Source organism: Ruminococcus sp. AF31-8BH (assembly GCF_003460605.1).
GTDB classification, from domain to species: domain Bacteria; phylum Bacillota; class Clostridia; order Lachnospirales; family Lachnospiraceae; genus Blautia_A; species Blautia_A acetigignens.
Genome location: NZ_QTVN01000005.1, coordinates 72,908 through 97,185 on the forward strand (window position 1 = coordinate 72,908; position 24,278 = coordinate 97,185).

Here is a 24,278-nt window from a genome sequence, read left to right on the forward strand (position 1 = left end):
ATCGTTCTCCCTTCAAGATAAAAGAGTATATAATTTGGTATCCTGCTGTAAGTATTTCCGGGCTTTGCTTTGCCATGCCCGGACATGATTCATTGGGACACCATAATGTTTGGAAATTTCTTGGTTGGTATATCCTTTTTGCTGCAGGAGCAGGGCATGTATTCCTTTTCTTAGTGTATTGCAGCTTCTCGCTTCTAAGGACTGCAGGTGCTTATAAATGGGTTCCTGGTTCATACATTGTTCCTGCCATAGTTCGGTTTTTTGGTCTACAAGCAGGGGTTCCATGTCAAATTCGGAAGATGCATACATGGAACAGGTGTATTTTCGTTCTTTTTGCAGTTTTCTCCAATAACTGTAAATGGCATTTCGTATGGCAACTTTGGCGTAAACTGCAAAGGGACGGGTGTTGTCATAGTTCATGGCGGCTTTGCATAAAGCTAAGTTTCCGGCTTGCAGAAGGTCTTGCTGCTCATCGTATGAGACATAAGCACAACGGGAAGTCAATTTTTTTACCATTTCAGGTACCAAATATAAGTACTCCTCTGTCAATCGGCGTTCATCATCTGTCATCGGGATGATCATACATATCCCCCCTTTCAACCAATGGCCCTGAGAGGGATATGGTTATTCTCCAGAATCTTCATGGATTCCAGAATTAGTTGATCACACATATAAGTGCTAAATTCTCCGATGTGTGCTTCCTTGGCAGTCAGACAGAATTTATCAGCAATCCAGCGGTAAGCCTCCGATTTCGTAAAGATGTGGTTTAGCCATATCTGGTCAAATACCCGGTGTGCTTGGATCCTTTTTTGCCGAAGCTCTTTGTTTGCCAGTTTTCCTTTGGCATTGGTAGTGCCAGGATGAACTCCTACATAAGAATTACACTGTGGGAAGTGACTGCACACATAGAGTTTTCCATCTTTCGCTTTATTTCCATATACATAGGACGCATCCCTTAAAATTGCGATGCTGCCGCAGTATGGGCAGCGGATTTGTTTCTGTTTCATAAAGATTCACCTCGCTTACGTGTTTTATACGTATATTGTAAGAAAGCAGGTGATGAATTCCCATAGGATGGGCATAGAAACTACTCCCAGATTCGGACTAAATGGCACAAAATGGCAGAAAATCTAAGAATAGAACAGTGCCTTGATAAGCGGAAAGAAACCGCTGTCTGCAAAACGTGAGTAATTTACTGGTGTAAAGATGAACCCTGCACAGAAAATCCGGATGACATAAACAGAAATCAGAGCTATACATAGCCGATACAGATTTCTGGTGCGTTTGTTCCAGGGCTTTCTCGGACGAAACTTCAGGTACAGGATTAAAAGTGCAGGAATAAAAATAAAGTTCGTAAATATTGTATCGATTCCTTGAATCATAGCAGTGAAATTCAACATAAAATCGCCTCCTTTCTTATCCTGTACGCAGAAAGTGCCAAAAGTGCAACCTTTTACCAGTGATAATGAGATGCTTCCTGGTGCCGCAGTAAAGCAAAACAAGGACATGGCTTATCGGTCAATGCTTCTTTTGCAAAGTAGAGTCCATATAAAGACTGAAATTGTTCCAGTGTTATGGCGGATAGACATTCCGTTGGTTCCGGTATGCGGGAGAAGAGCATACGGGCATCTGCCATGGGCAGGACACATGGACTGCCGTTTTCATCTGGATGATATAAGAAGTGTGGGCCATTACAATAACCTGGGGTTTTACAGGAAACACAGCGAACATAAATACAGGAATGCCAATTTCCATCACAAATATCTAAAAAATGCCGGATGTGTTTGGCATCGGCATTACAACGAGATTGTTCCATATTCATCACCTTTATAGCAGGCAGCCGTAATAAGCTGCCTGTGAGCATATCTATTGATAGTTACTTATCTTTTTTCCGCTTACGGATATATAAGATACCAAATCCTGCAGCAAAGAGGAGTGCGGCACCTGCCAGTAAAAGATAAGGAAGAACGGTTGTTTCATCTCCGGTCTTGACTGGTTTGGAAGGTTCAGGTGTGTCTTTTGGAGCTTCCGTAAGTTTTATCGTTTGTCCTTTATCGTCCAGATCCTCATGGGAAGCAATTTCAAGTGCTGTTTCTCCTTCAAGGGAAAAAAGTTTTTCAAAAACGACTACATCATGTCCAGCCAATGTGCTTCCATCAAAAGTGAAGATGACTTCGACAGAACCATTGGAATCCTTTGGTGTAAATTCTGTTTCTGCCGTGACAGGTTTTCCATCAATCATAACTTCCTTTTGGGTTGTTTTGTCCATCAGTGTGCCGACCAGTTTGTATGGAGTATCCGGAATCAGATTTTGGTAGGATACGGTGTCAATGATGGTTACTTCTTTCGTAGCAACGGCTTCCTGATCCCCATCCGCTTTGTCCTTCGCAGTAGTTCCAATTCCCGGGAAGTAGATAGACTGTTCATGGTCTTCTATATCGGCGTGAACAGCAATCTCTTTTTCCTGATACGTTAAAGACTCAAAGACAACAATTGTTTTGCCGGACAGGATGCTGCCATCAAATGTAAAGGTAAGTTCAATACTGCCAGAGGCATCTTCAGGAGTAAAGGTCGTAGTGGCAGTAATCGGTTTACCATCTGCCTGAAGAGGTTCTTTTGTCTCTTTGTCCATCAAGGTACCGGTAAGTGCATACTCTTTTCCTGGAATTAGGTTACTATATTTAACCGTATCAACAATAGTAATCTCTTTATCGGTTTTGGCAAAATGATCTCCGTCTGCTTTGTCTTTTGCAGTGGTAGCAATTTCCGGGAAGTAGATGGTCTGCCCATTATCTTCAAGATCAGCGTGTGTTGCAAATTCTTTGCCGTCATAAGTAGCAGATTCAAAAACAACTACGGTTTTTCCGGCAAGGGAAGTCCCATCAAAAGAAAAAATCACATCTACCGTTCCAGAGGATTCTTTAGGAGTAAATGTGGTTTCGGCAGTAACCGCTTTCTTATCTATTTCGACAGGTTTTCCGGTTTCTTTATCCATAAGGGTTCCAGTCATAACATATTCTTCGCCGGGCAGAAGATTTTTGTAAGCTACCGTATCTACAAGGGTAACTTCTTTATCTGCCTGGGAAAGATTCATATCTGTTTCCTTATCTTTTGCAGTGGTCCCGATTTCTGGGAAATAGATAGTCTGATCCTGATCTGTAATGTCCGCATGAACAGCCAGTTTTAAATCCTCCTGGTACAGTTCTTCAAATACTACGATTGTTTTGCCCTTCAGAGAAGAGGCATTGAACGTAAAGGTCACTTTTGCAGAACCAGAAGATTTTTTTGGTTTGAAGGTGGTTTCTGCTGTGACAGGTTTTCCATCTATTTCAATTGGCTTTCCGGATTCCTGATCCATCAGTGTGCCGATGAGCTTATAAGACTGTCCCTTCTTTAAGCCTTCGTATTCTACGGTATCAACCAGAGTGATTTTTTCTTCTGGTTTGGCAAAGTGGGAGTTGCTGTCTTTGTCAAGGGCAGTAGTTCCAATGGTAATCTGATCATCCGTTAAAGTTCCCATATCCACGACTACGTGATTTTTATATACAGAGACCTCAATTTTTAAGAGGTTCATACCTTCATTGGAATCGCAGCGTTGTTCTTCCAAAATATAGGTATCATAAATCAGGGCTCCTTTGGTATCATCAGGTTTAGAAGAGCCAAACCAGATTCCGTCTTCAGAAGTTTCCCCACGATTGGTATTTGTAGTGTGCTTATTCCATTCTGAGGAGGTACTGGCATAGCCATTTTTGTCTGTTACAATGGTATGACTTTCTCCTGTAGTTTTGGAGGTAATGGAAAATGGGACATTTGCCAGCCGGTTTAAATCTCCGTCAGATACCTTTACGAATTCTAAATCGCCACGGATTACCTGATTGGAAATCGCTGTTTCTTTTGCAGTTAAATCCAAAATTTTCCCATTTTCTGTGATATGAAACTCCTGAGAGAGTTTTCCCTCGTTCAAATAACCTTCCGGTGCTTTTGTCTCATCACCCCGGTAATGTCCATAAGGGAGAGTATCTTTTTTTGTGGAAGCAAGCCCTTTTTCATCTGTCTTCAAAGTGAGAACTACTTGATCTTTTTCGTAAAGGGTTCCATCCACAAGAACAGGATTTGGACCAAGATTGGTGATTGTAAATTCTGCATCCTTTAAAGAAGCATTTCCCTGTGGTTTGGCTTCTCCCGTTTCCAGATCCCGTTTTTGGATTTTGACACCGCCACGGATAATCTGGTTAGAAACAGAAGTCTCTTCTGTTGTTAAATCTACGATTTCTCCATTTTGGGTGATGTCAAATTCAAGAGCCTTTGCACCATCGGTTAGGTATCCGGAAGGCGCTTTGGTTTCTTCAATCCGGTAATGTCCAAGGGGCAGGGCATCAGCGGCACTTGCAGCAATACCATGTGCATCCGATTTAATTGTAAGTACTGCCTGACCATTTTCATAGAGCTTTCCACCTACCCATACCGGCTGTTTGTTCAAAGTGGTAATGGTAAATTCGGCATCTGCAAGCGATGCGGTTCCTTGTGCTTGTGTTCCCTGAGTTTCCAGATCCCGCTTCTGAATTTTGACGCCGCCTCGGAAGACCTGTTCTTCGACAGAAGAAGCGTTATAAATAGAGATAGTTTCTTCCGTACCGGTACTGGTGATTTGCTGCACGAAAACAGATTCGTTTGGAAGATAGCCGGCAGGTGCTTTGGTTTCCTGTACGGTTACTGTACCCAGTGGGAAGCAGACGGTCTTTCCATCACTGGCATAGAAAAATTCATCCCCGGATACCAAATAATCTTTTGTAAAATGGATTTCTCCAGAGGCATCTGTTTTCAATATCCAGGTGCGAACCGGTTTCTTACCATTTGCTCCGGGATCGGTAGCTGACTGCTCTGTATAGAATTTTATTGTAAATTCGGCATTGGCGAGAGAGCCGGTTCCCTGTGCAGAATTTTGCTGTGTGTCAGCATCCAACTTTTTAAGGAGCAGTTTTACGGGATTATTTTGAGGAATATCCTTTACTTTTACGGTAGATGTTCCTTCTGCTTTTACCGTAACATTATGGGCGGAAGGATCTATAGCAAATCCTTCTGGGGCACTGATTTCTTTAACGGTGTAACTTCCTTCTGCCAGTTCTTTGGATTTTGCATATCCTTTTTTATCGGTAACAAGAGTTTCTACCAGTTCTTCCCCTTTGTAGATTCCGTATTTGGCTCCTTCTAAAGAGTAATTGCCATTTTTATCGGAAATATCGGTATTGGCAGAGGATTTCTGCAGTTCGATAAAGCCGTTTGGAACCTGATACCAGCTTCCTGCAAAAGTTTGGGAAGCATTGCCAGGAACGATAAAAGCACGGAAGGATTCTGGTGGGGCAGGAAGCCCTTCAATGGCGTTGGCAACTTCCAATGCTTTGTCAATATAATTTTGAGGTGCACCATGAAAAGCACCGGTGTCCCCATTATTTCCTGCATGGATATAGGAAACGACCAGATGACCAATGACATAAGAATTGTCATCGGACCATCCTTGGAAATATTGATCTTTTATTACCTTTTCATAACCATATCCACCGTTTAAGTAGTAAAGAGCTTTTCTGAGTGGGGAATTTTTTCCCAAAAGGTTATAAGGATACTTTCCGGAAGCCGGTGTTTTCTTTAATGGTTCAACGCAATAAGCCGTGTTATTGCCATCAAAGCTCATGCGGGAAGTATAATAGTCCCCGTATGGAATTTTGGCTCCTGCCTTATAATCAATGGTTCCATCTGCAGCATAAGCGGTATGGGCATTGAAAAAGAGTGTGCTAAGAAACATCGTGACACAAAGAAAAAGGGCGGTTAGCCGGATATGAGGTTGTTTTGCTGGTTTTAACATAAATCTCCTCCTTTGTTAAAAAGAAAAGCAGCCACATTCGGGCTGCAGGTAACATTAACCGACTTTTTTATCCTGGCGTTTCAAGATTTCCAGGAGTTCCTGTCGGTCTGTGGTAATTAATTCTTTTTCCAGGTTGGAAGCTTTAAATTCCACAGTGATATTATTGTTGTTTGTTGAAATCAGTCCGTTTCCACGTTGGAAATGGGTGATATTCATAACTTCGGTTTCGGAAAGACGAAGAATGGTTTTTACACGTTGTGCCTCTTCATCTTCCATGTTAAGAATAATTTTGGTTTTACAGTTATTGATAATGCCTTTTCCATATTTTCCGTCATCCAGAGCAAAAAAGTCATTAAGATCCTGGGTTGCAAAAATACCGGCACCAGAGTATGCCCGGATAATCTTGGCAATCTCCAAAACAAATTCAGCGGCCAGGCGGTTACTGGAAGCACCGATGAGCTGCCATACTTCATCTACGAAAATAGCTTTTTCTTCGGTACGGTTTTCTTTGGCTTTATCCCATACATAGTCCAGAGCAACAAACATCCCCACCGTTAAGAGATCGCTGGAGCCGGTCAGCTCTGAGATGTCCAAAACAGTATATTTATTGGTCAGGTCTACATTGGTCTGCTGGTTAAAAGAGGAAGCAGAGCCATGGACAAGACGGTTCAGGATGTGAGCCAGCCGTTTGGTATCTTCGGTTTCCATCAAAACATCATATACATCTCCAAGAATTGGCATCGCTTTATAATGCTCCGGGTGTTTGGGATCAATGAGGGATTCATTCTTATGGGTGATTCCCTTTCTTGCATAGGTTTTAATCAGTGCTTCGTCCAAAAGCTGTTTTTCCTCATGGCTCATATCTGGAATGAGCAGAGAAAAGAAAACGTGCAGACGCTGAATCTTACTGGCTAAGGCAGATGCGTCTAAAGTTGGACCGTCCAGCAGCTCATTGACAGAGTTATCTACTTTTCGGATCTCCATGACATTGATGCAGTTTTGGCTGGCAGGAGAAATCTGGATAAAGGTTCCTCCTACATTTCTGGCAGCCCGATAAAACTCATGACCTTTTAACGGTGCGATGATAAATACCTGGATTCCTTTACGCCGCATACGAAGTGCCATAGTCTGCATGGTAAAGGTTTTTCCGGATCCAGAAGTGCCAAGAATCGCAATATTGGAGTTTTTATATTGTTTGGAGTCAAAAATATCAGCAATCACTAAAGAGTTGTTATGCTTATTTACTCCAAATAGGATGCCGTTGTCATCGCAAATGCTGTAGCTGACGAAAGGATAGCAACTGGCAGCTCCGGTGGTTAAGACATTTCGTTTTGAGAGTTCATAGAGCTTCTTATCCAGGTTTACAAGAGGAAGGGAAGATAAAAATCCCTGTTCTTGCAGGAAGTAACAAGACCGCAGATCCATATCCTGTGAGATGAGAAGTTTTTTCATCTCCTGAATCCGCCATTGCAGTTCTTCCAGATCACCTGCCGTAATTGTAATCAAAAGATTCATGTAATAGAAATCTTCATTATTAGCAAGTCCCTGTTTGAGGAAATAGCCGGAACGGATGGCAGAATCCAGATCATCAAAATCCGCATTGGTATCAGAGGCATCTTTGATCTTTGAACGGTTGATCCGGATTTGCTGTCCAAGACGTTGCTGGATCTTATCTTTGGGCTGTTTATGCAGAAAAAAGTCAATGTCAATTCCTTCGCCAGCATTGATAAGCAGGGACAGCCAACCTGGCATTACTTTTGCTTTGTAACCATCGCACGGCACCAGCAGGTAAGAATGGTAGATGCCATTTACCAGCACATAGTTGCTGTGCTTAAAGTCCAAAGACTCTGGTGCAATGAATTCATTGATATGGATGTTATCCACTTCCTGCTCACGGCCAGATTCCATATAGCGGGTAAGTACCTGGTTAATCCGTTTTGGCAAAGGTGTTTCGGTACATTTGGTACGGTTCAGTAAAGTGTAGAGTACATCGGTTGTAAACTCATCTTCATTGTCATGAACCAGCACATCGTTGCCGCATTGATATAGAAAGGTTTTTGCGGTCTGTGCAGCAGTTTCCAAAGCTGCCAGGATTTCCTTTTCCTCCACCTTCCGATTCACATTGAAAGGTTCGTATTCAAAGATTAGGAAAAAACGTCTGGAAACCGCTTCTCTGGAACTTAACTGCCGGACAAATTGGATATAGTCTTTTTGTAACTGCCGGCAGTTAGGATCTGATTCCCGTTCCATTTCCAAACGGGACTGTTCCAGATGTTTGTTGATATCCGCTTTTTTGGAGATCATCTTAATCTGCAGTTTCACAGGACTGATTTTTAGGTAGGAGATGAAACTGAAGATGATCCCCTGTTGTTCCCTGGCACTGCGTAAGAGGAAATTGATCGGTTCAATCTCCAGGATTTTTACATAACGATGGTCTGTCGTGTAGATAACACCATTGGCAATCTTATCAATAGGAAGATAATCTTCCAAGGTGATTTCTTTTCGCTTTTTCTTTTTGCTTTTCCCGGAAGCAGGAGGCTGGTTGGAAGCTTTATTCGCAGTTCTTTCTTTTTTTCGTTCCTCCGAAAGTTGCTGCTTTATCTGTTGTTTTTCAAGTTTTGCCTGCCTTTTCGCACTTTTACGTGCAGCGGTTTGTTCTTTTTTTAATTGTCGGGACTCATATTTAAGAATCCGGATGTCTTCACGAGCCTGTTTGCGTATTCCACGTTTTGTAGAAGTGTCAAACTGCCGGCGTTCTTTTTTTTTAATAGCAGAGGTTTCTTTTGTTTCCTCTTCGGAAGACATCTGTGAGCAGTTCTCTTCAGAAGAAGATTCTGCAGGTTGCTTTGGATGACGTTTTCGTTTTCTGGTTTTGGGTTCTTTGTTACGGGGTTTTTTAATCCGGTACTTTTTTTTCGGCTCCGGATGTACATCCATACGGTAAATAACCCGGCGGTTTTTCAGAAAACGCAGAGCGTTCATTAAAAACGCAGTAATGCTTTCCCCACCGATTCCAATTAGAGAAATCATAGCTGCAGGCAGAGCAGTCATACAGAGAATAATAATCCTGACAGTGAGTGTCAGAGGCAGATTGATAACAGGAATGGTGATCAGGATTGCCAGGACACCGCCTTCGATGGCATTACGGATTTTAAACATTCCGCCCATAAAGGTCCCTTTTTCTATAAAATTGCGTGGGATGAAGACAGGATGTTGTTCTTCAGTATTGTTCATGGCTGCACCTCCTTTGGTTCTTCCATGGAAGGAGTTTCCGGAACTTCTGTGACAGGGGCAGCTTTTTCCGAATTCACGGAGGTATCGTCATAACCGCCTTCTTGCAACTGTTCAATTTCCTCTGTTGTGATAGAAGGAAGTTTGTCATCTGTCGGACGTTCATAGATGATTTCTTTTCCAGAATCAGGGGTACGTTCCTCACCGAAAAAGAATCTTCCAGTAGAGGAAGTGTAGTACACAGGAAGAACGGACTTATCCGGAAGCTGGAACAAAAAATTAATATCAGAAGCATTGGGATAGGTAGTATCATCAGCAAGGAAACGGATGGAAGTTAGAGATATCTGTTTTACGTTTTTAAGATAGGAGGTCAGTTCTTCCTGAAAAAGTTTCACCTGTTCCTTGGAGAAAAAGTCTTCCAAAGCTTCAAAATCCTGAAAGCTTATGGATTCGTTATTTTCTGCTTGTTCTGTCTCGGCATTTTCATTATTATCGTGTTGAGTATTTTCTGTCTCGGATTTTTTGTTTCCTTTTTGGGATTTCCAGATGGAGGGAAAAACAAATCCGATGATAATTAAAAAGGCCATCATAAAGATAGCCAGAATTGCTTTTTTTCTGTTCATAAGTGTCTCCTTTATTTTTTAGCGAAGATCCAATAGGCATTTGCGGTTGCATGCACTTCCGTCATCATATCGAATTCACGGTTGATGTAGTTTTTGGAGGAACTATCATTGGGATCATTGACTAATACTTTACCTCCAGCCGTTACACCACGAAGGACAATAAAATGTCCGCCACTGGTAAAAAGCCCGGCTCTTTGGGAACTGATGACCGGATGACCTTCAGATAAAGCCTGAAGTACCTGGTTGGGATCACTGGTCTGTGTGACAGCCCCACACCCAAAATGATCGGACGCTGCCTGAAAATAAGACCAGTAAGTGCCGACTCCTGGTTTGTAATAGGAATTTCCGCACCAGGATATTGCATCAATAGGTGTAATGGTAGTGCCTGTAAGATAACTGGCAATCATAGCAAAGCTTGTCGGACCGCATCCGCTGCTGGCGATAGAACCCCCGCCGTATGGAATGTTTCCATAGTCTGTCTGGAGATAGTGTGGAATCTGCATGCCGTTTGCGGGATAGCTGCCGCCACTGGCAGTAATTTGGTAATAGCGAAGGACATGATCCACATATTCTTTATCCCCATACCGGTCATAAGGCCAGCTTGGTCTTGCACACATCATATCAGAGTAGGCAATCGCATTTTCTTTGGTATAGCCACCGTCACGCTCCATTGCCCAGTCAATGTATGCAGAACCGTAGTTGTAACCCTGAAGAGCCAGTTTAATCCGGTCTAAGTCCGTAGGTCCGGTACAGCCGGCTTTATCAAGGGCATATTTTAATTCCTGTACGCCACATTCAATGGAGTATTCCGGATCTGTAATCCCATTTGGCACATGGGGATAGCGGGTATTAAATCCACCTTCCGCTGCTTGCATCACATCCAGCCCCCGTCCGCCAGATTCCTGCATCATGACTGCTAGGATTAAATCCACATAATCACTCATACCATATTTCGCAGCGGCTCTTTCTACAGCAGGGCGGTAGGACAATACCTCATCGCTAAGATTGATAGCAGCGACAATACCGGAAGAAGCAGTTCCAAAGAAAGCAGTCAGGTTTTCAGCATAGTTTTTGGCAAGTTCTTTCTGCTTGTCTGTAAGATGGAATACATGGTCTGCAAAATAGGAATCTCCGGCATAAACAACAGTATAGGTGTGTTTCGTAAAAGTAACCGTCTGTGTTTGTTCCTGTCCCTGTTCTGTGCCGGATTCTCCTTCTGCACCGCCATCAACGGTAACTTCCATGGTAACTGTTTCGGTTGCTACATCATAAGAAAAAAGTCCTTCTTTATTTTCACGAATGAGTTTCTTTAATTGGTTTCGGTTGATATTTTTATAATCATCCTGGCTGGCACAAAATTGTGAAATCAGCAGATTGGCATTGACGGAGATGCTGTATGTATAGGGATCATTGATGGATGCAGTATCACCTTGTGGAAGACGGGAAATTGCTGCATGGATCTCTGCCAGAATGTCTTCATGGCTTTCTTCTAACACTTCAACGATGGCTTCACGGGAAGCACGGATGTTTTCACTGATCATAGAGTTGCTGTTTAGTACATCACTTTGCTCGGTCAGGCTTCCAAAGATCAGACCAGGGAGCATCACAATAAATAAAACCGGGAGCAGCAGTATGGCGAGAATAACAAGAAGAATTTTAGCGAGCTGATTCCGGTTGGCTATGACGGCTCCAATTGCTGCTGTGAAAGGTCCGCCAAGGGCGGCACCATATCCTGCTTTGGAGAAAGTGGCTGCTGTTTTTAAGGACTTTAGGTGAGAAACGGTACTGGAGCCTACATCCATTGCTTCGTCAAGTCCAGAACGTTCTGTATCTATTACTAAATCCGATCCTTTCTTGGAGGAGTAGGAGGAAGCTTTTGGACAATGGATTCGTTGTAGGCTATTTTTCCATCGCCAGCATCATAAGGGATTTTGGATACCGTATTTTCGGCATATTGCTTGTACCAGGTAGCTCCGTCTACAGATTGCACAGTTTCATAGGTTCCCTGGGTAGGAGCCGTATATTGATCGGCATGGTACATAGCAAATTCCCGGCTGTCCCCATTGGAACCGGACTCAACTCCTGTTATCCTGCCACCTCCAATTTCAACATTGGTATAGGAATGATCTGTTTTATCTTCATTTTGAATTCCCATGTAGGATTGAAATGCAGAAACAGCTCCATCACCTTTGATCGAGCCAACTTGACCATAGTTTCCTTGAGCAATATTGCTGATAACGTTATTGGCAAAATCTCCGCCTTTTTCAAGGGAAGACTGATAGAGTGCATTTCCGATGCTTGGTCCTTCGGTATATCCGGTGGCTGCATTTACCGCAGAACGCTCTGTCTGCCTTCCAACGGCTCCGGCTAATCCTCCGGAAAGGAAAGAACTTTGTACTGCAGCACTTCCGGGAGAGGAAGAATGGGAACTACTATGGCTTCCACCTCCATGCCCTCGAAAGGAACTTGCAAGACCTCTTCCGGCGATTAAAAGTTCAGCCATCATATTTCCACCAGTATTTCCAACATTGACTCCCAGACTTGCCATAAAGCTGTCAATCTTTTGAGAAACCTTCAAAAAAGCAATGGCACACAGAAACCAGATAAAAACATTACCGGTGACCGTTTCTTTTCCCTGTGCATCCACAGCTTGCTGTACCTCTGCTTCTGTAAGTTCAGCGGCAAAGACCGGCATGGATGTTACAAGAATCAGACAAGAAATCAATAGCAGGCTGCAGAGCAGTGTTTTCTTATGTTTCATAATCTCCTCCTTCCTAGAGTGATAAAGGGTTTGCAAGGAATGTTCCCACCATGGAAGTAAACAGCCGCAAACACCAGGCGTTCATTAAAAGCAAAAAGAACTGTCCGCCGAGCATACGGCACCAGCTCTTAAAAATATTTCCAGTAGCCTGGGAAGCACCTGTGGAAAATGCAACAGGTGCGGTGTAGACCAGAACTCCAAGCAGTATATAACGTTCCGCAGCTTCAAAAAGCAGCTTGATGTAATTCCAGGCAAGGATCAGTACCAGTATGAGGGCAACAATGGCAACAGCACCGTTGGCACATACTCCCAGGATGACTGTGATTACAGAATTAAACTTGGCAAATTCCAGTGGTGGAAGATCTTCAGTCAGAATCCAGCTATACGGGGTTCCTGCAATATTCAATAGAAGATCCACAATGTCTTTGGCATAGAATGTCAGGAAAAGGAACATAAATGTCCGCAGTGATAATTTGATTGGATCTTCAGCGTCAATCCCTGTCCCCATAAAATAATTCTTAAAAAGCTGCCAAACCCAGTTTAAAAGGATGAGTCCGATAGCCAGTGCCAGAAAAATCTGGTACATTGTTTCCGCTGCTGGAAAATACCGGAGAAAAGTATCCATGGAACATCCCAGTGCACCCAGAACAGAAGTAGTAATCAAATCCAGAATGTTCATGACCTGTTCGGCAATCCATTCTACAATTCCGTCAAGTATTCCCATGACAGAGCCACCTCCTTATCTGCATTATCCATTCCACTGCCCGCCGGCAAAGAACGGAGTGATGTAAGCCATGATAAATCCCAGACCATTAAGAATAGCCCATGTAATGATGATTCGTTTGAGCCATGCCCTGGATTCATCCACGGTTTTTCCGGATTTGGAAAAATTCATCAAAAGCAAAGCAACCGATGCAGTTACAACAGCCGCAATGGTGGAAATCAGGATAATCTGGTTATATACGTCTTTCATGATTTCTGAAGCTTTGTCCCAGATGGTAGCAGCCATAACGGGTTGTACATTACAGGCAATCAGAATAAAGACAAGGAAGGCAGTATAGAGATATTTGCCATAGTTCCAATGATGTTTCATGCCCGGTGGAGCTTCTTTGTGTACATGGTTTTTCAAGTAAATGAACCTCCTTCATAAAAAGAGGGCAAAGTGAGATTTTTCACTTTGCCCTGGCTTATAGTTTTCCTGCCTCATAAAAGCTTCAGTCCGGTCAATACGGAGGAACGCTTATTCCATATTTAGTTGTGATACTCCTTTCCATGCACTAAAAAACGCAGCTTGCACCAGAGAAGAGGCATTCCCTGGAAAGCTGCGTTTTCGCTACATATAATTTTGACAGTATCATTCTAACATGGGTAGATTTCCCTGTAAATCGCAGAAGTGTGCCAAGCTGGGGCATAAAAATGAATAGTATGTGCCAACGAGGACAAAAAAAACGCAATTTAAGCATAAAATATAGATTTGTAGATTAGGAAAGTGTATTTATTAATGGTAACCTAAAATGTTAGGTGAAATTGTTGGCGATAAGTGATTTTGGTTACATAAAACTTAGTACGAAATATTTTTGCTTTGTACGGGGAATTAGTTCGTATAACAAAAATGGAAGAGTATAAGTTGACAGTTGCCTAACAATTTTGAATGAAAGGAGGATGTAAATATGTTTGAAGTAGTGAACAGAACAGTTACTGAAGAAGAGGCAAAAAATATTGATAGCAATATTTGTCTTCTGTGCAATAAAGGTGACAACAACTGTACTATTTGCAATGGTGGATCATTAGATTTCATTAGTTAATTGCCAATTAAGAAGCAGAGTGGTCATTCAAGACTAGAGAACCGGGGATTTCCCCGGTTCTTGTTAGATAATACAAGGGAGGCGATAATATGTATAGTCTTAAGCAAATAACTAAAAATTATGTGAATGGAAAACAGATAACAGAGGTACTTAAAGGCATAGATTTAGATATTGCTGAAGGTGATTTTTTAGCGATTATGGGTAGTAGTGGAGCTGGTAAAACTACTTTAATAAATATATTGACAATGATTGAAGATTATGATGAGGGAGAAATATCCTTTTTCGCCAAATCATTTAGGAAGTATAAGGATAAGGAAAGAGATCAATACAGAAAAAAAGATATAAGTATAATTTTTCAAGATTATAATTTGATTCAAGAAATGACAGTTGAGGAAAATGCTTATTTAGGCGTATTACTAGCAGAATCAAATGCGAAGGAACTATCTTTTGAAGAAGTAGTACAACAATTAAATATAAAAACTCTGTTAAATAAATATCCAGATGAATTATCTGGAGGTGAACGACAGAGAGTTGCAATTGCTAGAAGTATATTGAATAATTCAAAATGTATTTTTGCGGATGAACCAACAGGGGCTCTCAATAAAAAAAATGCCGATATTTTATTAGAGATTTTTAGAAAACTGAATACGGATTTAGAAAAGACAATAGTTATGGTAACCCATGATCCATATGTGGCTTCATATTCAAATAAATTCGTCTATTTAAAAGATGGAAGGATAGAGAAACAGTTGATAAAGAATGATTCACAAAAGAAATATTATAAAGAAATAATCAGTTGTTTGGAGAAATATGATGGATAATACTATTAAAATGTGTAAATTACTAACCAAATTATCCTCAAAAGACTTTAAAAAGAACATTCAGTTAAATCTATATTATGTTGTTATGATTGTTATGTATTCTGCAATAATGTATGGAATAAATATCATATATTCTAAGGATTATGTAATTCAACATATAGAGTATTTTAATGTGGATAATATTCTTTTGATGACACGTATTATGGCAGGATGCTTTTTTTTATTAGCATTAGGAATAATTTTGTATCTTGATAATTACTTATTCAATTACCAGAAGAACAAATATTATTTGTTACGAACAATGGGGTTATCAAGAAGAATAATATCTTATAAAATTTTGGTTGAACGACTTATAGGAAGTATTATAGGACTTTTGATTGGTATTATTATAGGCACTGTATTTAACTATTTTTTGACAAAACATATTTTGGAAGTTATGGAGACTACTATAACAATATCTTTCAAGTTATATAAAGATGCATTAGCACTTACTATTTTGGGAAATGCCATATTATTATTAGTTACATTTATAAAAAATGTGAAAAGATTCAAAAGTATTGAGTTAAAAGAATTATTAACAGTAGAAAAGAAAATAAAAATTGGAAAGATTCCTTCAGTTAAAGCAAATATAATTTCCATAATAGTTATTGGCATAATGGGAATAGGAGTTTTAAGATATTATGATTATGTTCAACACTTACAAGAGATTCCTGATAATGTAAAAAATCTTTTGATTTTTTTGGTTATTATTTTAGCGATACTGGCGATAAGAAGTTTTATTTATGCTGGAATAAATTTGCAGACAAGAAAGAGGTTGAAAAAGCAGTATCATAATATTGAAGACATTATATTGCTCACAGAGTTAACTACATATTCCAAAAGATTAAAGTTTATGATGTTTTCATCTAGTATTATATTGCTTTTTTGTATAGTAGTACCAGTAATGGCTAACATACTATTCACGTGGTCTCATTCATTCAATCAATATAAAGGCTCGTATGATATAGAAGTAAATAGTATTTATAATTATATCAAAGAACCCGATAAGATTGGAGAAATTGAAATTGATTTTTTGAATGAGTATTTAGAGAGTCAAGATGTACATGTTAATAAATTCATTAAGGTTAAAAATTATCTTGCAAATCCAGATTTATTTAAAAATCGTCGAAGGGGAATGTTTCCACCTTATATTATATCCCTAGATGATTATAATTGTGTTAGATCTGCATCAGGATTGGAAAAGGTTAGTTTAAATAAAGATGAGTTTTTAGTTCATAAGTATAAGACCGAACAGAATGTTTTTTCTGATAAAAAAATTGTGTTGTCCAATGGTGTTACTCTGAAAAATTCCCAGAAAGAATTTACAGATTCTGTTGCGGGAGAAAGTTTATTTAATACAGATAATCCGTATGTTATAGTAGTGAATGCATACGCTGTAGAAGGGTTATTAAAAGTATCAGAAACAGTATTAATTGATACACAAAATAGGATAACATATAGCCAAGCAGAAAAAATAGAAAAAGATATTTTGACAGAGTTAAATAATAGTGAAATATATGAGTTAAATAGAATTTATAATAAAGAAGATGACTTTTTCAGAATATTTGAGGTTACGATGCAAACAATTTCAAATAACCAGTTTGTGACGTTTACGATATTGGTGAATTTATTATCCATCTATTTATTCATAATAGGTATGGTACTTAATTTAAGCATTTTGAGTTTGAATTATTTATTTATTATGAGAAGTCATGTTGATAATATTAAGGTATACCGTAGGCTGGGGGTTAATGAAAAGGAAAGTAGTGATATTAGAAAAAAGGAGAGTAGGTATATCTATACTACTCCATTGGTCTGTGCGGGAGTTTTTCTGAGTATTATTTTAGGAGTATATATTTCATTGAATTATGCAGAAATACATGCTTATGTATCAATAAAAGGTGTTATTTTAAATGCCAGTCGTTATCTGTTATTGGTTATAGGAATGACTGTATTATATGCCTTTATTACAATGAGAATAATAAAAAAAGGAGAGAAGGATACATATGTACAATAGAATTATTCAGTTTAATGATTTCAAGATATTTCGTAATGAAAAAGAGGTGGTTATTTTAGACATAGAAAACGGAAAACTTGTAAAAGTGGATGAAAGAACCCTAAAAGTAATTCAAAACAATAACTTATCGAAAGAAGAATTATTTCAGAAAAGTAAAAAATATTTTAACGAAGAAGAATTTAATTCGCTTGTAAATGCAATGGAAAATGCAGGCTTTCTTAAATATGTGGATTCTAAAAATGAATCGTCGATAGAAACTTATACCAAAGAAAATATTGTTGGAATAACCTTAATGTTGGTTCAAGGATGTAATTTGGCATGTTCCTATTGTTTTGGTGACGAAGGTAGTTATTGTGATTCAGGTAAAATGAGTAAAGAAACTGCTTTTAAGGCAATAGACTATTTATTTGAGCACTCAGATGCCGATAAAGTTTTAATAACATTTTTTGGAGGGGAACCTTTGTTGGCAGTAGATTTAATGAAAGAAATTATTTCGTATTGTAAAACCAAAGATAAAAATGTTGGTTATTCGATGACAACAAACGGAACTTTATTAAATGATGAGGTAAATAAACTAATAGTAGAAAATAAAATTTCGACTATTATCAGCATTGATGGTGATAAAGAAAAAAATGATAAAAACAGATATCATAAAGATGGAACAGGCAGTTATGACCAAACTGTAAAAAATACAAAAGAATTACGAAAAGAGTACGGTTTAACGTCTAGAGCAACTCTTACACCAGGTAATCTTGATATGGTTAATACATTTAATCATTTGAATGGGTTAGGCTTTAAAAATATACCGATGACACCTGCCAATAATTTGACATCAGATGCGGAATTTGTGGAATACATTAATAGCGAAATAGAATTGATAGAATATGCCAAAGAATTTATTCATAGCAATAATTGTTCTAAAGTGCGAAAGATGACTTTTATATACTCTGCATTGTTAAGTTTACACAGGGGTGTATATAGACAATTCGGTTGTGGGGCAGGGATAAGAGACGTTGCAATAGATATACATGGTGATATATATCCTTGTCATAGATTTGTAAGTTATAAGGAAACTTGTTTAGGTAATGTGTATGATACATATCAGGAAAATGAAGAGAAGAGAGAAAAGTATTTAGAAAAAGCACAAATTAATAATCTAAATACTCGTGAAGGCTGCTCTAAATGCTGGGTTAGAAAATATTGTGCAGGTGGTTGTGTGGCTGGAAATTATGAAGAAAATGGTGGTTTATTGTCGCAGCCACCAAGGGAGTGTTTCCACCAACAGGTATTTTATGAAAAATTAATATACTTGTATATGGAACTTAGTGAAGAAGAAAAAAAGGAGTTGTTTGGTGAAAAGTATTAAAAATATTTTAAGCAACTGTCATATTACGATTACTTTTTTTTTGATGCAACATGGAATTTGTTTCTTGTTTTTGCTGATAAGCACAGCAACATCTGTTTATTCACCAAGTTATATTGGAAAACTAATAGATAGCGTTCAAAATATGCAATATAATAATGTGATTTTTTATAGTAAAGCATTGATTTTACTGACTATTATCGCATTAATAATAGAATATTGGAAAGCAAATAGATATAATTATTTTGAAGCAAAAATGAATATTGCTTCAAGACAGGCAATAATGCAAAGAATTACAAATACCAATGCTGATTTTTGGGAAAAATATTCAATAGGAAATTTAGAGACACTATTAGATAAAGATATTCCACAATTTAATAGCTTTTTGGTATCGGATGTTTCTAATGCTGTAGGAAATTTGCTTTCCTTTTTAGGAATAGCTTGGTATATTTTGAGAGTCAACATAAAACTAGGAGTAGTTATTATTGGGTTAGTCATATTTTTTGTCGTTGTTCAAAAAATATATACTTTACCTTTAAATTATAAGCTACAACGAATGAAGGAAGTGGAGACACAAACCAATACATATTCTAATGATATTTTGAACAATATTGAAAGTTACTATTTAATTGATAATGTAAAAAGTGCATTTAGTTTGTATGCAAAATCAAATAAATTATTGTTTGAACAGTTTTTTAAAATAAAAAACCATTATCAAATTTCATTGATCATATCACAGAGTTTTAACTTGATTTCTATTATTGTAATCCTATCAGTATGGATATTAGATTCCAGTATCAATTTAAGCCCTGGTCAATTAATTAATGTGATTTTGTACACCCAAAAACTGTATGTTCCATTATTCAAGATAGGAGAAGTTTTTTTACAATACAAATCATTTTGTGTAGTGTCAAACAGATTGAATTTGTTAGTTAAGATACCTTTACGTAATTATGGTAGTAAGGAAGTAACAAGTATTCAAAAAATAGAAATAACGGACTTAACTAAAAAAATTGATACCAAAGTAATATTTGACAAATTCAATATGTCTATACATAAGGGCAAAATTCTAGGTATAACAGGCGAAAACGGATCTGGAAAAACTACCCTAATAAAATTATTGAGAAGATTTGATGTGGTATACAATGGTACGATTACAATAAATGATGTAGATATTAATGAATTATCACAGGAATCATTGTTAAAGGGAATATCGGTAATGCCTCAAAAGGCAACAGTGTCTGTTGATGATATAGAAGAAATAGCTTGTTATGTGAATAATAATGAACTTTTAAATTTTTTAAACCTAGATGAAGTGCCGAAAAAGCAAGTATATAATTATACTTTAAAATCTGGTGGCGAACTGCAGAAAATATGTTTCTTAAAAGTATTTTTAGAGAATAAAGATGTTTTAATTTTAGATGAACCTACAGCATCTATGGATATGAAAAGTGAAGAAATAGTTGGTGATTTGCTTGCAAAAATAAAGTGGGATAAAATTATAATAATCATCACACATAGAAAATATCTTTTATCTATGTGTGATGAAATAATAACTTTGAATGCATAATTGTATGTTGGTTCAAATGTAACTCTGATGAAGGCATTAAAGACTGGGGGATTTCTCTTATCCCCCAGTGCATTATGAATGCTATATGTATTGCTTAATAATCCGAGTGATGATCCCCACTGCAACATTCCGATCCTCGTCAATATGTGTCACAACAAAGGACACCTTATCTTTCTTTCCAACGGCGCGGCTGTCGTAGCAACTGTGAGCAATGGCGTTGACGCCCAATTCTAACCGGACAAAAACAGTTCCTTTGTGGATGTCTTCCACCGTTCCGGCATATTTTCCCTGTACCCGACAATTTTTCAGATTTTCTTTGCTGGTGTTGCCTTCCACGCTTTTCACATCTGCATGGATGGAGAGCATTTCCGGGGAATCTCCCTGGATAGTTAAGATCCGGACCAGAATATGTTCCCCTACTTGGAATCGTTCCCTGGCATCACCCAGCCAGTCAAAAGACAGATCTCTTGCAAGGATGGAAGTTTCTACACCAAAGATTTCTGCCCGGACTACTTTTTCAGCAACGGCAATGACTCTGGCCTGCACAATACGGTCTTCGTGGATTTTAGTCTGTCCGGAAGAGTCCTGATCAAAATAGAAAATCTGACGTTTCTTCAGCATAGCATCTTTCCGGCTGGCAACGATGCTTCTGGATTTGGTATCCAGTCCTTTGATTACAAAGTCGATTTCACAACCAAGCATATTGTTAAGGACTTTGTTCTGTCTAAGAGAGAGATCTCCGTAATCATGATTTTCATCCTGGATCAGATTGATCATCATTTCCGAGATGGGGATGACTGCCCGATAATCTTTATAGTAAATAATTGCTATTAAGCTGCCGGCTTCGGTCTTTTCAATACCTCCCAGAATGCCGGTGAGAATTTTCCTGGTACGATAGGCATTTTGGATGTCATGCCAGATTAAATCCGCTTTTGATTGAGCAGTTTCTAATACAGTATCGGAGTCAAGGGTTAAAATAGGGGTGTTCAGGTTCATTGTTTCGTTTGCCATAAATATGATCTCCTTTCAAAATGTGTTATGACATGATGGAATCTTTATCTAAAGGAACCATGCCAGAGTCGGGGGAATCTTCTATAAAATTTTCCTGAAGGAAATCCTCCATAAAATCATCGGGAGTAGGTTCCTGATAAACGGGGTCGGATGTAAAATGTGGTTTCTGTTTTGCTATTGACGCAGAAGATGAACGGCGTTTCCTTTTGGATGATCCGGATGAGGGCTGTGGTCGATAATCTGTTTCTTCCGAGGAACCATTTTTGCGCCATTCAGGTATGTGTTCCGATGCTTTTCTTGGTATCAGCTTTTTGGCGTCTGGATGCAGGGTATAATCGTACTTTTCTACTTTTAGGACTTTTTGCCCACGTAGGATAACCAAAGCAGTATCAAGCGGGAGCCGCAAGATTTCATCTGGTGTTAAGAGTTTCCGCTTGCCGATAGATTTTGTCTGCCGGTATTCTGGTGTATAGTCGGATACCCGCCAGCTATTGAGCTGCTTGGCTTCGCTGCTTACCCCTACGGTTACATCGCCGCTGCGGTTACTGATAAAGGTAGCAGTAACTTCATCTGTGCAGCCCAAAAAGAGCTGGGTGTCACAGTTGCCGATAATTTCCTGCCATTGGTTATAAGGATAGCGGTTCTGCATCTGGGGCAAATTCTGAAAGATGCAGGAAATGCTGAGATTCCGGCTTCGGATTACACTGATTTTCTTATTCAATTCCAGGATAGCTCCGGTGTTAGCAAGCTCATCAGCCAGTATATGTACAGCAACAGGAAGTTTTCCTTCTTCTCCATATTTATCTGCATATCGGACCAGTTTGATGAAGATGAAGGTCATAAACAGGGAAGATAAAAAATCGAAGGTGCTGTCCTGGTCTGAGGTAATGCAAAAGTAAGCACATTTCTGTTTCCCTGGAAGTGTCAGATCAATCTCATCATAAGAGGTAATCTGCCGAATGAGTTTATTCTGAAATACCTGAAGTCTGGCACCCAATCCGATAATAACTCCGCTTCGCACGGTATCACTGGCTTGTTTGTAGATGCAGTAAGGAACTTTTGCTGGATGGGACACTGGGAGCAGATCAAAAAGACTGTTCAGCTCCTTTTCGGAACTCATGGTCAGGAGCTTATAAACCTGTCCGATATTTCTGGCTTCCGGCGGAAATCCCTGATCCACATAGAGAACCAGGGCTTTTAGCAGGTTCATCTCCGCATTATCCCAGAAATGATCTCCTTTTCCGGAACCTGTATTCTGGATAATGACATCTGCAAATACCTGAGCCATCGTTTCCTGTCCATTGATTTCACCCAGACAATTCCAACTATCCGAGTTTTCCGGATTGACCAGATTAAATGCTTTTACTACATAGCCTTCGTTTTCCAAATAAGCAGACATGCTTTCATAGAGTTCGCTTTTGGGATCGGTAATGATTAAACTTTCCCCGGAATTGCCTTCCTGCCCTCTGGCGACACACTGGAAAATCATATTCCTGGCAAATGCCCTGGATTTCATGGAACCACTGGCACCATACACGGCGATATTTTTATTCATTCGTGTTTGATATGGAAGACATACGGCTTTGCCATTCAATTTTCCTAAAATGGTTCCTTTATTTTTCTTTACATCTCCGGTCAGTTCCAAAACTTTCATCATTTCATCTGGAGTCATGAATCCGGATGTACCGTAGGTTCCTTTTGTAGAGTAATTTAAGTTCCGGTCATGGTCACTAATCTCCCCGTTTCTGTCATATCCCATACGCATAAGTAAAAAAGTAAGAAGCCCAAAGAGAACCAGGCAAAGAAAAATCCCATACAAATTGTATGGGAAATCGGTAAGGGCAGTATGAAAGCATACCAATGGGTGTAAAGAAGCTGCTTGCGGATAGGTTCCGTTGCCGGCAAAGTTTCCGGCAGAAGTCCATTCCTGATAGTTTTTAATAAATTGTGCTGCGTATCCTCCGGCATACAGAGTGCAGACGCTTATGGGAAGCAAAAACAGGAACTTCCACCATTTACGGTTCATTGAAAAACCTCCTTTTAAACTTTTGAAAATCAATGCTGGAGAAGTGTATATCTGCAGTCAGGTATTTTTTCAGGCAGGGAAGCTGAAAGTCAAAGCAAATCAGGTTCCCGGATAGCCCATATACATTTAATCCAGTATTGAAGCGGTTGATACGCTGCATGTCAAAATCATACGCAAGCAAAATAGGGTTTTCCTGGCTGTCTATTCCATCATGTTCAATTGGCAGATCCTCACGCTGGGGAAAACAGTCGGACAGTAGTAACTGATTAAGCTGCATCATACGCTGGGGTTGTACCAATAAACGGAGCAGGTATTCTCCGTAGCTGTTATTGGGCAGGAAATAGAAGTGTTCATACGCAGTATCCAGCATGAACAGTGTTTTTTTGTATCCCCCGGTACTGGTAAGGAGACGGAAAGCCATATCCATATCACTGCCGGTCATGATGGCATAAACGGTAGGCGGGCCATGGTAAGGAAGTCCTTGAAGATAGTGCTGCAAAAAAGCATTGAGTCGGACTTCCGTTTTGTATTCCCATTTTAGAAGTGTATTTCCGGTATTATAAACAGCATAGACACAGTGAGGAGCCATCAGGATTCCCATACTACGGGAATTTTTGATTTTAGTAGTGGATGCTCTAAGATTTTTTATTTCCCTGGAAGAGTAAAACAGAGGAAGGCTTCGCATAGGAAACGTAGCCGCTTCGCCGGATTCAGAAAAAAGCAGGGGCTTTTCATCTGGAAAGAATGGGATTCCAGCATGGGAAAGCGTCAAATAGGTTTCTGCTTTTTGATGAAGTCGCAGCCGTCTTGGTAATTCGCTACGTATGAGGTTGGTTTCTGCATTTCCGGTTAAATAGTTTTGAAAACGACAGGAATTTTGCGAAAGCAGCAGTTCTTTTGCCCGTTTGGTAAGGCGATAACCTCGTAGGCCATCTTTATAGTGTGTTCTTATAAGCTTACTCTGCTTTAAATCTGTAACCACCTTCTCTGCATAGGAATCACTCTCAATCAATCTGTTAAGCTGTCCGGAAGGGAATTCCCCACATAGTCCAACCATTTCCAAAAGCTGATATTTTATAGAATCGGTTTTTATCAAATAAGCATCACCTCAGTTCGATTTTTACCTATGACAGCCTATACTTGGGTAAAGT

The 24,278-nt window shown here is 39.3% G+C and carries 17 protein-coding genes; 5 read left to right on the plus strand and 12 right to left on the minus strand.

The features are described from left to right. Positions 1–12 precede the first annotated feature (12 nt). From DWZ38_RS07760 to DWZ38_RS07810, 9 genes are all read right to left on the minus strand, one after another. Positions 13–582 (minus strand): sigma-70 family RNA polymerase sigma factor, encoded by a 570-nt coding sequence (locus tag DWZ38_RS07760; protein ID WP_025580277.1) that lies wholly within the window; start codon positions 580–582, stop codon positions 13–15. A 14-nt stretch (positions 583–596) separates the two neighbouring features. Beyond that, positions 597–1,007, minus strand: a complete 411-nt coding sequence (locus tag DWZ38_RS07765; protein WP_004223692.1) for a zinc-finger-containing protein — start codon at positions 1,005–1,007, stop codon at positions 597–599. Between the two features lie 869 nt (positions 1,008–1,876). Then, positions 1,877–5,860 carry a VaFE repeat-containing surface-anchored protein gene (locus DWZ38_RS07780; RefSeq protein WP_117851431.1) on the minus strand — a complete coding sequence of 1,328 codons (3,984 nt, stop codon included), beginning with the start codon at positions 5,858–5,860 and terminating at the stop codon, positions 1,877–1,879. Positions 5,861–5,914: 54 nt separating this feature from the next. Further along, positions 5,915–9,094, minus strand: coding sequence for an ATP-binding protein (locus DWZ38_RS07785; protein ID WP_117851433.1), 3,180 nt, complete (start codon positions 9,092–9,094; stop codon positions 5,915–5,917). Next, complete coding sequence (locus tag DWZ38_RS07790) at positions 9,091–9,714, minus strand: DUF5038 domain-containing protein (protein ID WP_117851435.1); 624 nt, start codon at positions 9,712–9,714, stop codon at positions 9,091–9,093. Before DWZ38_RS07790 ends, DWZ38_RS07785 begins: the two co-directional genes overlap by 4 nt. Positions 9,715–9,725: 11 nt before the next feature. Then, on the minus strand, positions 9,726–11,549 hold the full coding sequence (locus DWZ38_RS07795) for a lysozyme family protein (protein ID WP_015526851.1): 1,824 nt from the start codon (positions 11,547–11,549) through the stop codon (positions 9,726–9,728). Positions 11,550–11,551: 2 nt separating this feature from the next. Further along, positions 11,552–12,475 (minus strand): hypothetical protein, encoded by a 924-nt coding sequence (locus DWZ38_RS07800; RefSeq protein ID WP_015526852.1) that lies wholly within the window; start codon positions 12,473–12,475, stop codon positions 11,552–11,554. A 13-nt stretch (positions 12,476–12,488) separates the two neighbouring features. After that, positions 12,489–13,199, minus strand: a complete 711-nt coding sequence (locus tag DWZ38_RS07805) for a conjugal transfer protein TrbL family protein (RefSeq protein ID WP_055151488.1) — start codon at positions 13,197–13,199, stop codon at positions 12,489–12,491. 24 nt (positions 13,200–13,223) lie between these two features. Then, on the minus strand, positions 13,224–13,568 hold the full coding sequence (locus tag DWZ38_RS07810) for a hypothetical protein (RefSeq protein WP_055151581.1): 345 nt from the start codon (positions 13,566–13,568) through the stop codon (positions 13,224–13,226). 577 nt (positions 13,569–14,145) lie between these two features. Here DWZ38_RS07810 and DWZ38_RS23080 point away from each other — a divergent pair. From DWZ38_RS23080 to DWZ38_RS07830, 5 genes are all read left to right on the plus strand, one after another. Beyond that, positions 14,146–14,280, plus strand: coding sequence for a hypothetical protein (locus tag DWZ38_RS23080; RefSeq protein WP_005340371.1), 135 nt, complete (start codon positions 14,146–14,148; stop codon positions 14,278–14,280). Positions 14,281–14,369: 89 nt separating this feature from the next. Beyond that, on the plus strand, positions 14,370–15,101 hold the full coding sequence (locus DWZ38_RS07815; RefSeq protein WP_117851437.1) for an ABC transporter ATP-binding protein: 732 nt from the start codon (positions 14,370–14,372) through the stop codon (positions 15,099–15,101). Continuing rightward, the gene (locus DWZ38_RS07820; protein WP_178105297.1) at positions 15,094–17,157 is read left to right on the plus strand and encodes an FtsX-like permease family protein; all 2,064 of its coding nucleotides are present in this window, start codon (positions 15,094–15,096) and stop codon (positions 17,155–17,157) included. The genes DWZ38_RS07815 and DWZ38_RS07820 overlap by 8 nt, the downstream gene beginning before the upstream one ends. Continuing rightward, the gene (locus DWZ38_RS07825) at positions 17,147–18,523 is read left to right on the plus strand and encodes a radical SAM protein (protein ID WP_117851442.1); all 1,377 of its coding nucleotides are present in this window, start codon (positions 17,147–17,149) and stop codon (positions 18,521–18,523) included. Before DWZ38_RS07820 ends, DWZ38_RS07825 begins: the two co-directional genes overlap by 11 nt. Next, positions 18,510–20,090, plus strand: coding sequence for an ABC transporter ATP-binding protein (locus DWZ38_RS07830; RefSeq protein WP_117851444.1), 1,581 nt, complete (start codon positions 18,510–18,512; stop codon positions 20,088–20,090). Before DWZ38_RS07825 ends, DWZ38_RS07830 begins: the two co-directional genes overlap by 14 nt. An 81-nt stretch (positions 20,091–20,171) precedes the next feature. Here DWZ38_RS07830 and DWZ38_RS07835 read toward each other — a convergent pair whose 3' ends face one another. From DWZ38_RS07835 to DWZ38_RS07845, 3 genes are read right to left on the minus strand one after another with little or no spacing between them, the layout of a single operon-like run. After that, positions 20,172–21,101, minus strand: a complete 930-nt coding sequence (locus tag DWZ38_RS07835; protein ID WP_015526860.1) for a hypothetical protein — start codon at positions 21,099–21,101, stop codon at positions 20,172–20,174. A 25-nt stretch (positions 21,102–21,126) separates the two neighbouring features. Beyond that, complete coding sequence (locus DWZ38_RS07840; RefSeq protein ID WP_015526861.1) at positions 21,127–23,127, minus strand: VirD4-like conjugal transfer protein, CD1115 family; 2,001 nt, start codon at positions 23,125–23,127, stop codon at positions 21,127–21,129. Beyond that, positions 23,117–24,223 carry a hypothetical protein gene (locus tag DWZ38_RS07845; RefSeq protein WP_225084386.1) on the minus strand — a complete coding sequence of 369 codons (1,107 nt, stop codon included), beginning with the start codon at positions 24,221–24,223 and terminating at the stop codon, positions 23,117–23,119. The genes DWZ38_RS07840 and DWZ38_RS07845 overlap by 11 nt, the downstream gene beginning before the upstream one ends. Positions 24,224–24,278 lie beyond the last annotated feature (55 nt).

Bases quoted from the DNA above. Each gene is read 5' to 3' on its own strand.
- DWZ38_RS07760 (WP_025580277.1), bottom strand. From the start codon at position 582: ATGATCATCCCGATGACAGATGATGAACGCCGATTGACAGAGGAGTAC.
- DWZ38_RS07765 (WP_004223692.1), bottom strand. From the start codon at position 1,007: ATGAAACAGAAACAAATCCGCTGCCCATACTGCGGCAGCATCGCAATT.
- DWZ38_RS07780 (WP_117851431.1), bottom strand. From the start codon at position 5,860: ATGTTAAAACCAGCAAAACAACCTCATATCCGGCTAACCGCCCTTTTT.
- DWZ38_RS07785 (WP_117851433.1), bottom strand. From the start codon at position 9,094: ATGAACAATACTGAAGAACAACATCCTGTCTTCATCCCACGCAATTTT.
- DWZ38_RS07790 (WP_117851435.1), bottom strand. From the start codon at position 9,714: ATGAACAGAAAAAAAGCAATTCTGGCTATCTTTATGATGGCCTTTTTA.
- DWZ38_RS07800 (WP_015526852.1), bottom strand. From the start codon at position 12,475: ATGAAACATAAGAAAACACTGCTCTGCAGCCTGCTATTGATTTCTTGT.
- DWZ38_RS07805 (WP_055151488.1), bottom strand. From the start codon at position 13,199: ATGGGAATACTTGACGGAATTGTAGAATGGATTGCCGAACAGGTCATG.
- DWZ38_RS07810 (WP_055151581.1), bottom strand. From the start codon at position 13,568: ATGAAACATCATTGGAACTATGGCAAATATCTCTATACTGCCTTCCTT.
- DWZ38_RS23080 (WP_005340371.1), top strand. From the start codon at position 14,146: ATGTTTGAAGTAGTGAACAGAACAGTTACTGAAGAAGAGGCAAAAAAT.
- DWZ38_RS07815 (WP_117851437.1), top strand. From the start codon at position 14,370: ATGTATAGTCTTAAGCAAATAACTAAAAATTATGTGAATGGAAAACAG.
- DWZ38_RS07820 (WP_178105297.1), top strand. From the start codon at position 15,094: ATGGATAATACTATTAAAATGTGTAAATTACTAACCAAATTATCCTCA.
- DWZ38_RS07825 (WP_117851442.1), top strand. From the start codon at position 17,147: ATGTACAATAGAATTATTCAGTTTAATGATTTCAAGATATTTCGTAAT.
- DWZ38_RS07835 (WP_015526860.1), bottom strand. From the start codon at position 21,101: ATGGCAAACGAAACAATGAACCTGAACACCCCTATTTTAACCCTTGAC.
- DWZ38_RS07840 (WP_015526861.1), bottom strand. From the start codon at position 23,127: ATGAACCGTAAATGGTGGAAGTTCCTGTTTTTGCTTCCCATAAGCGTC.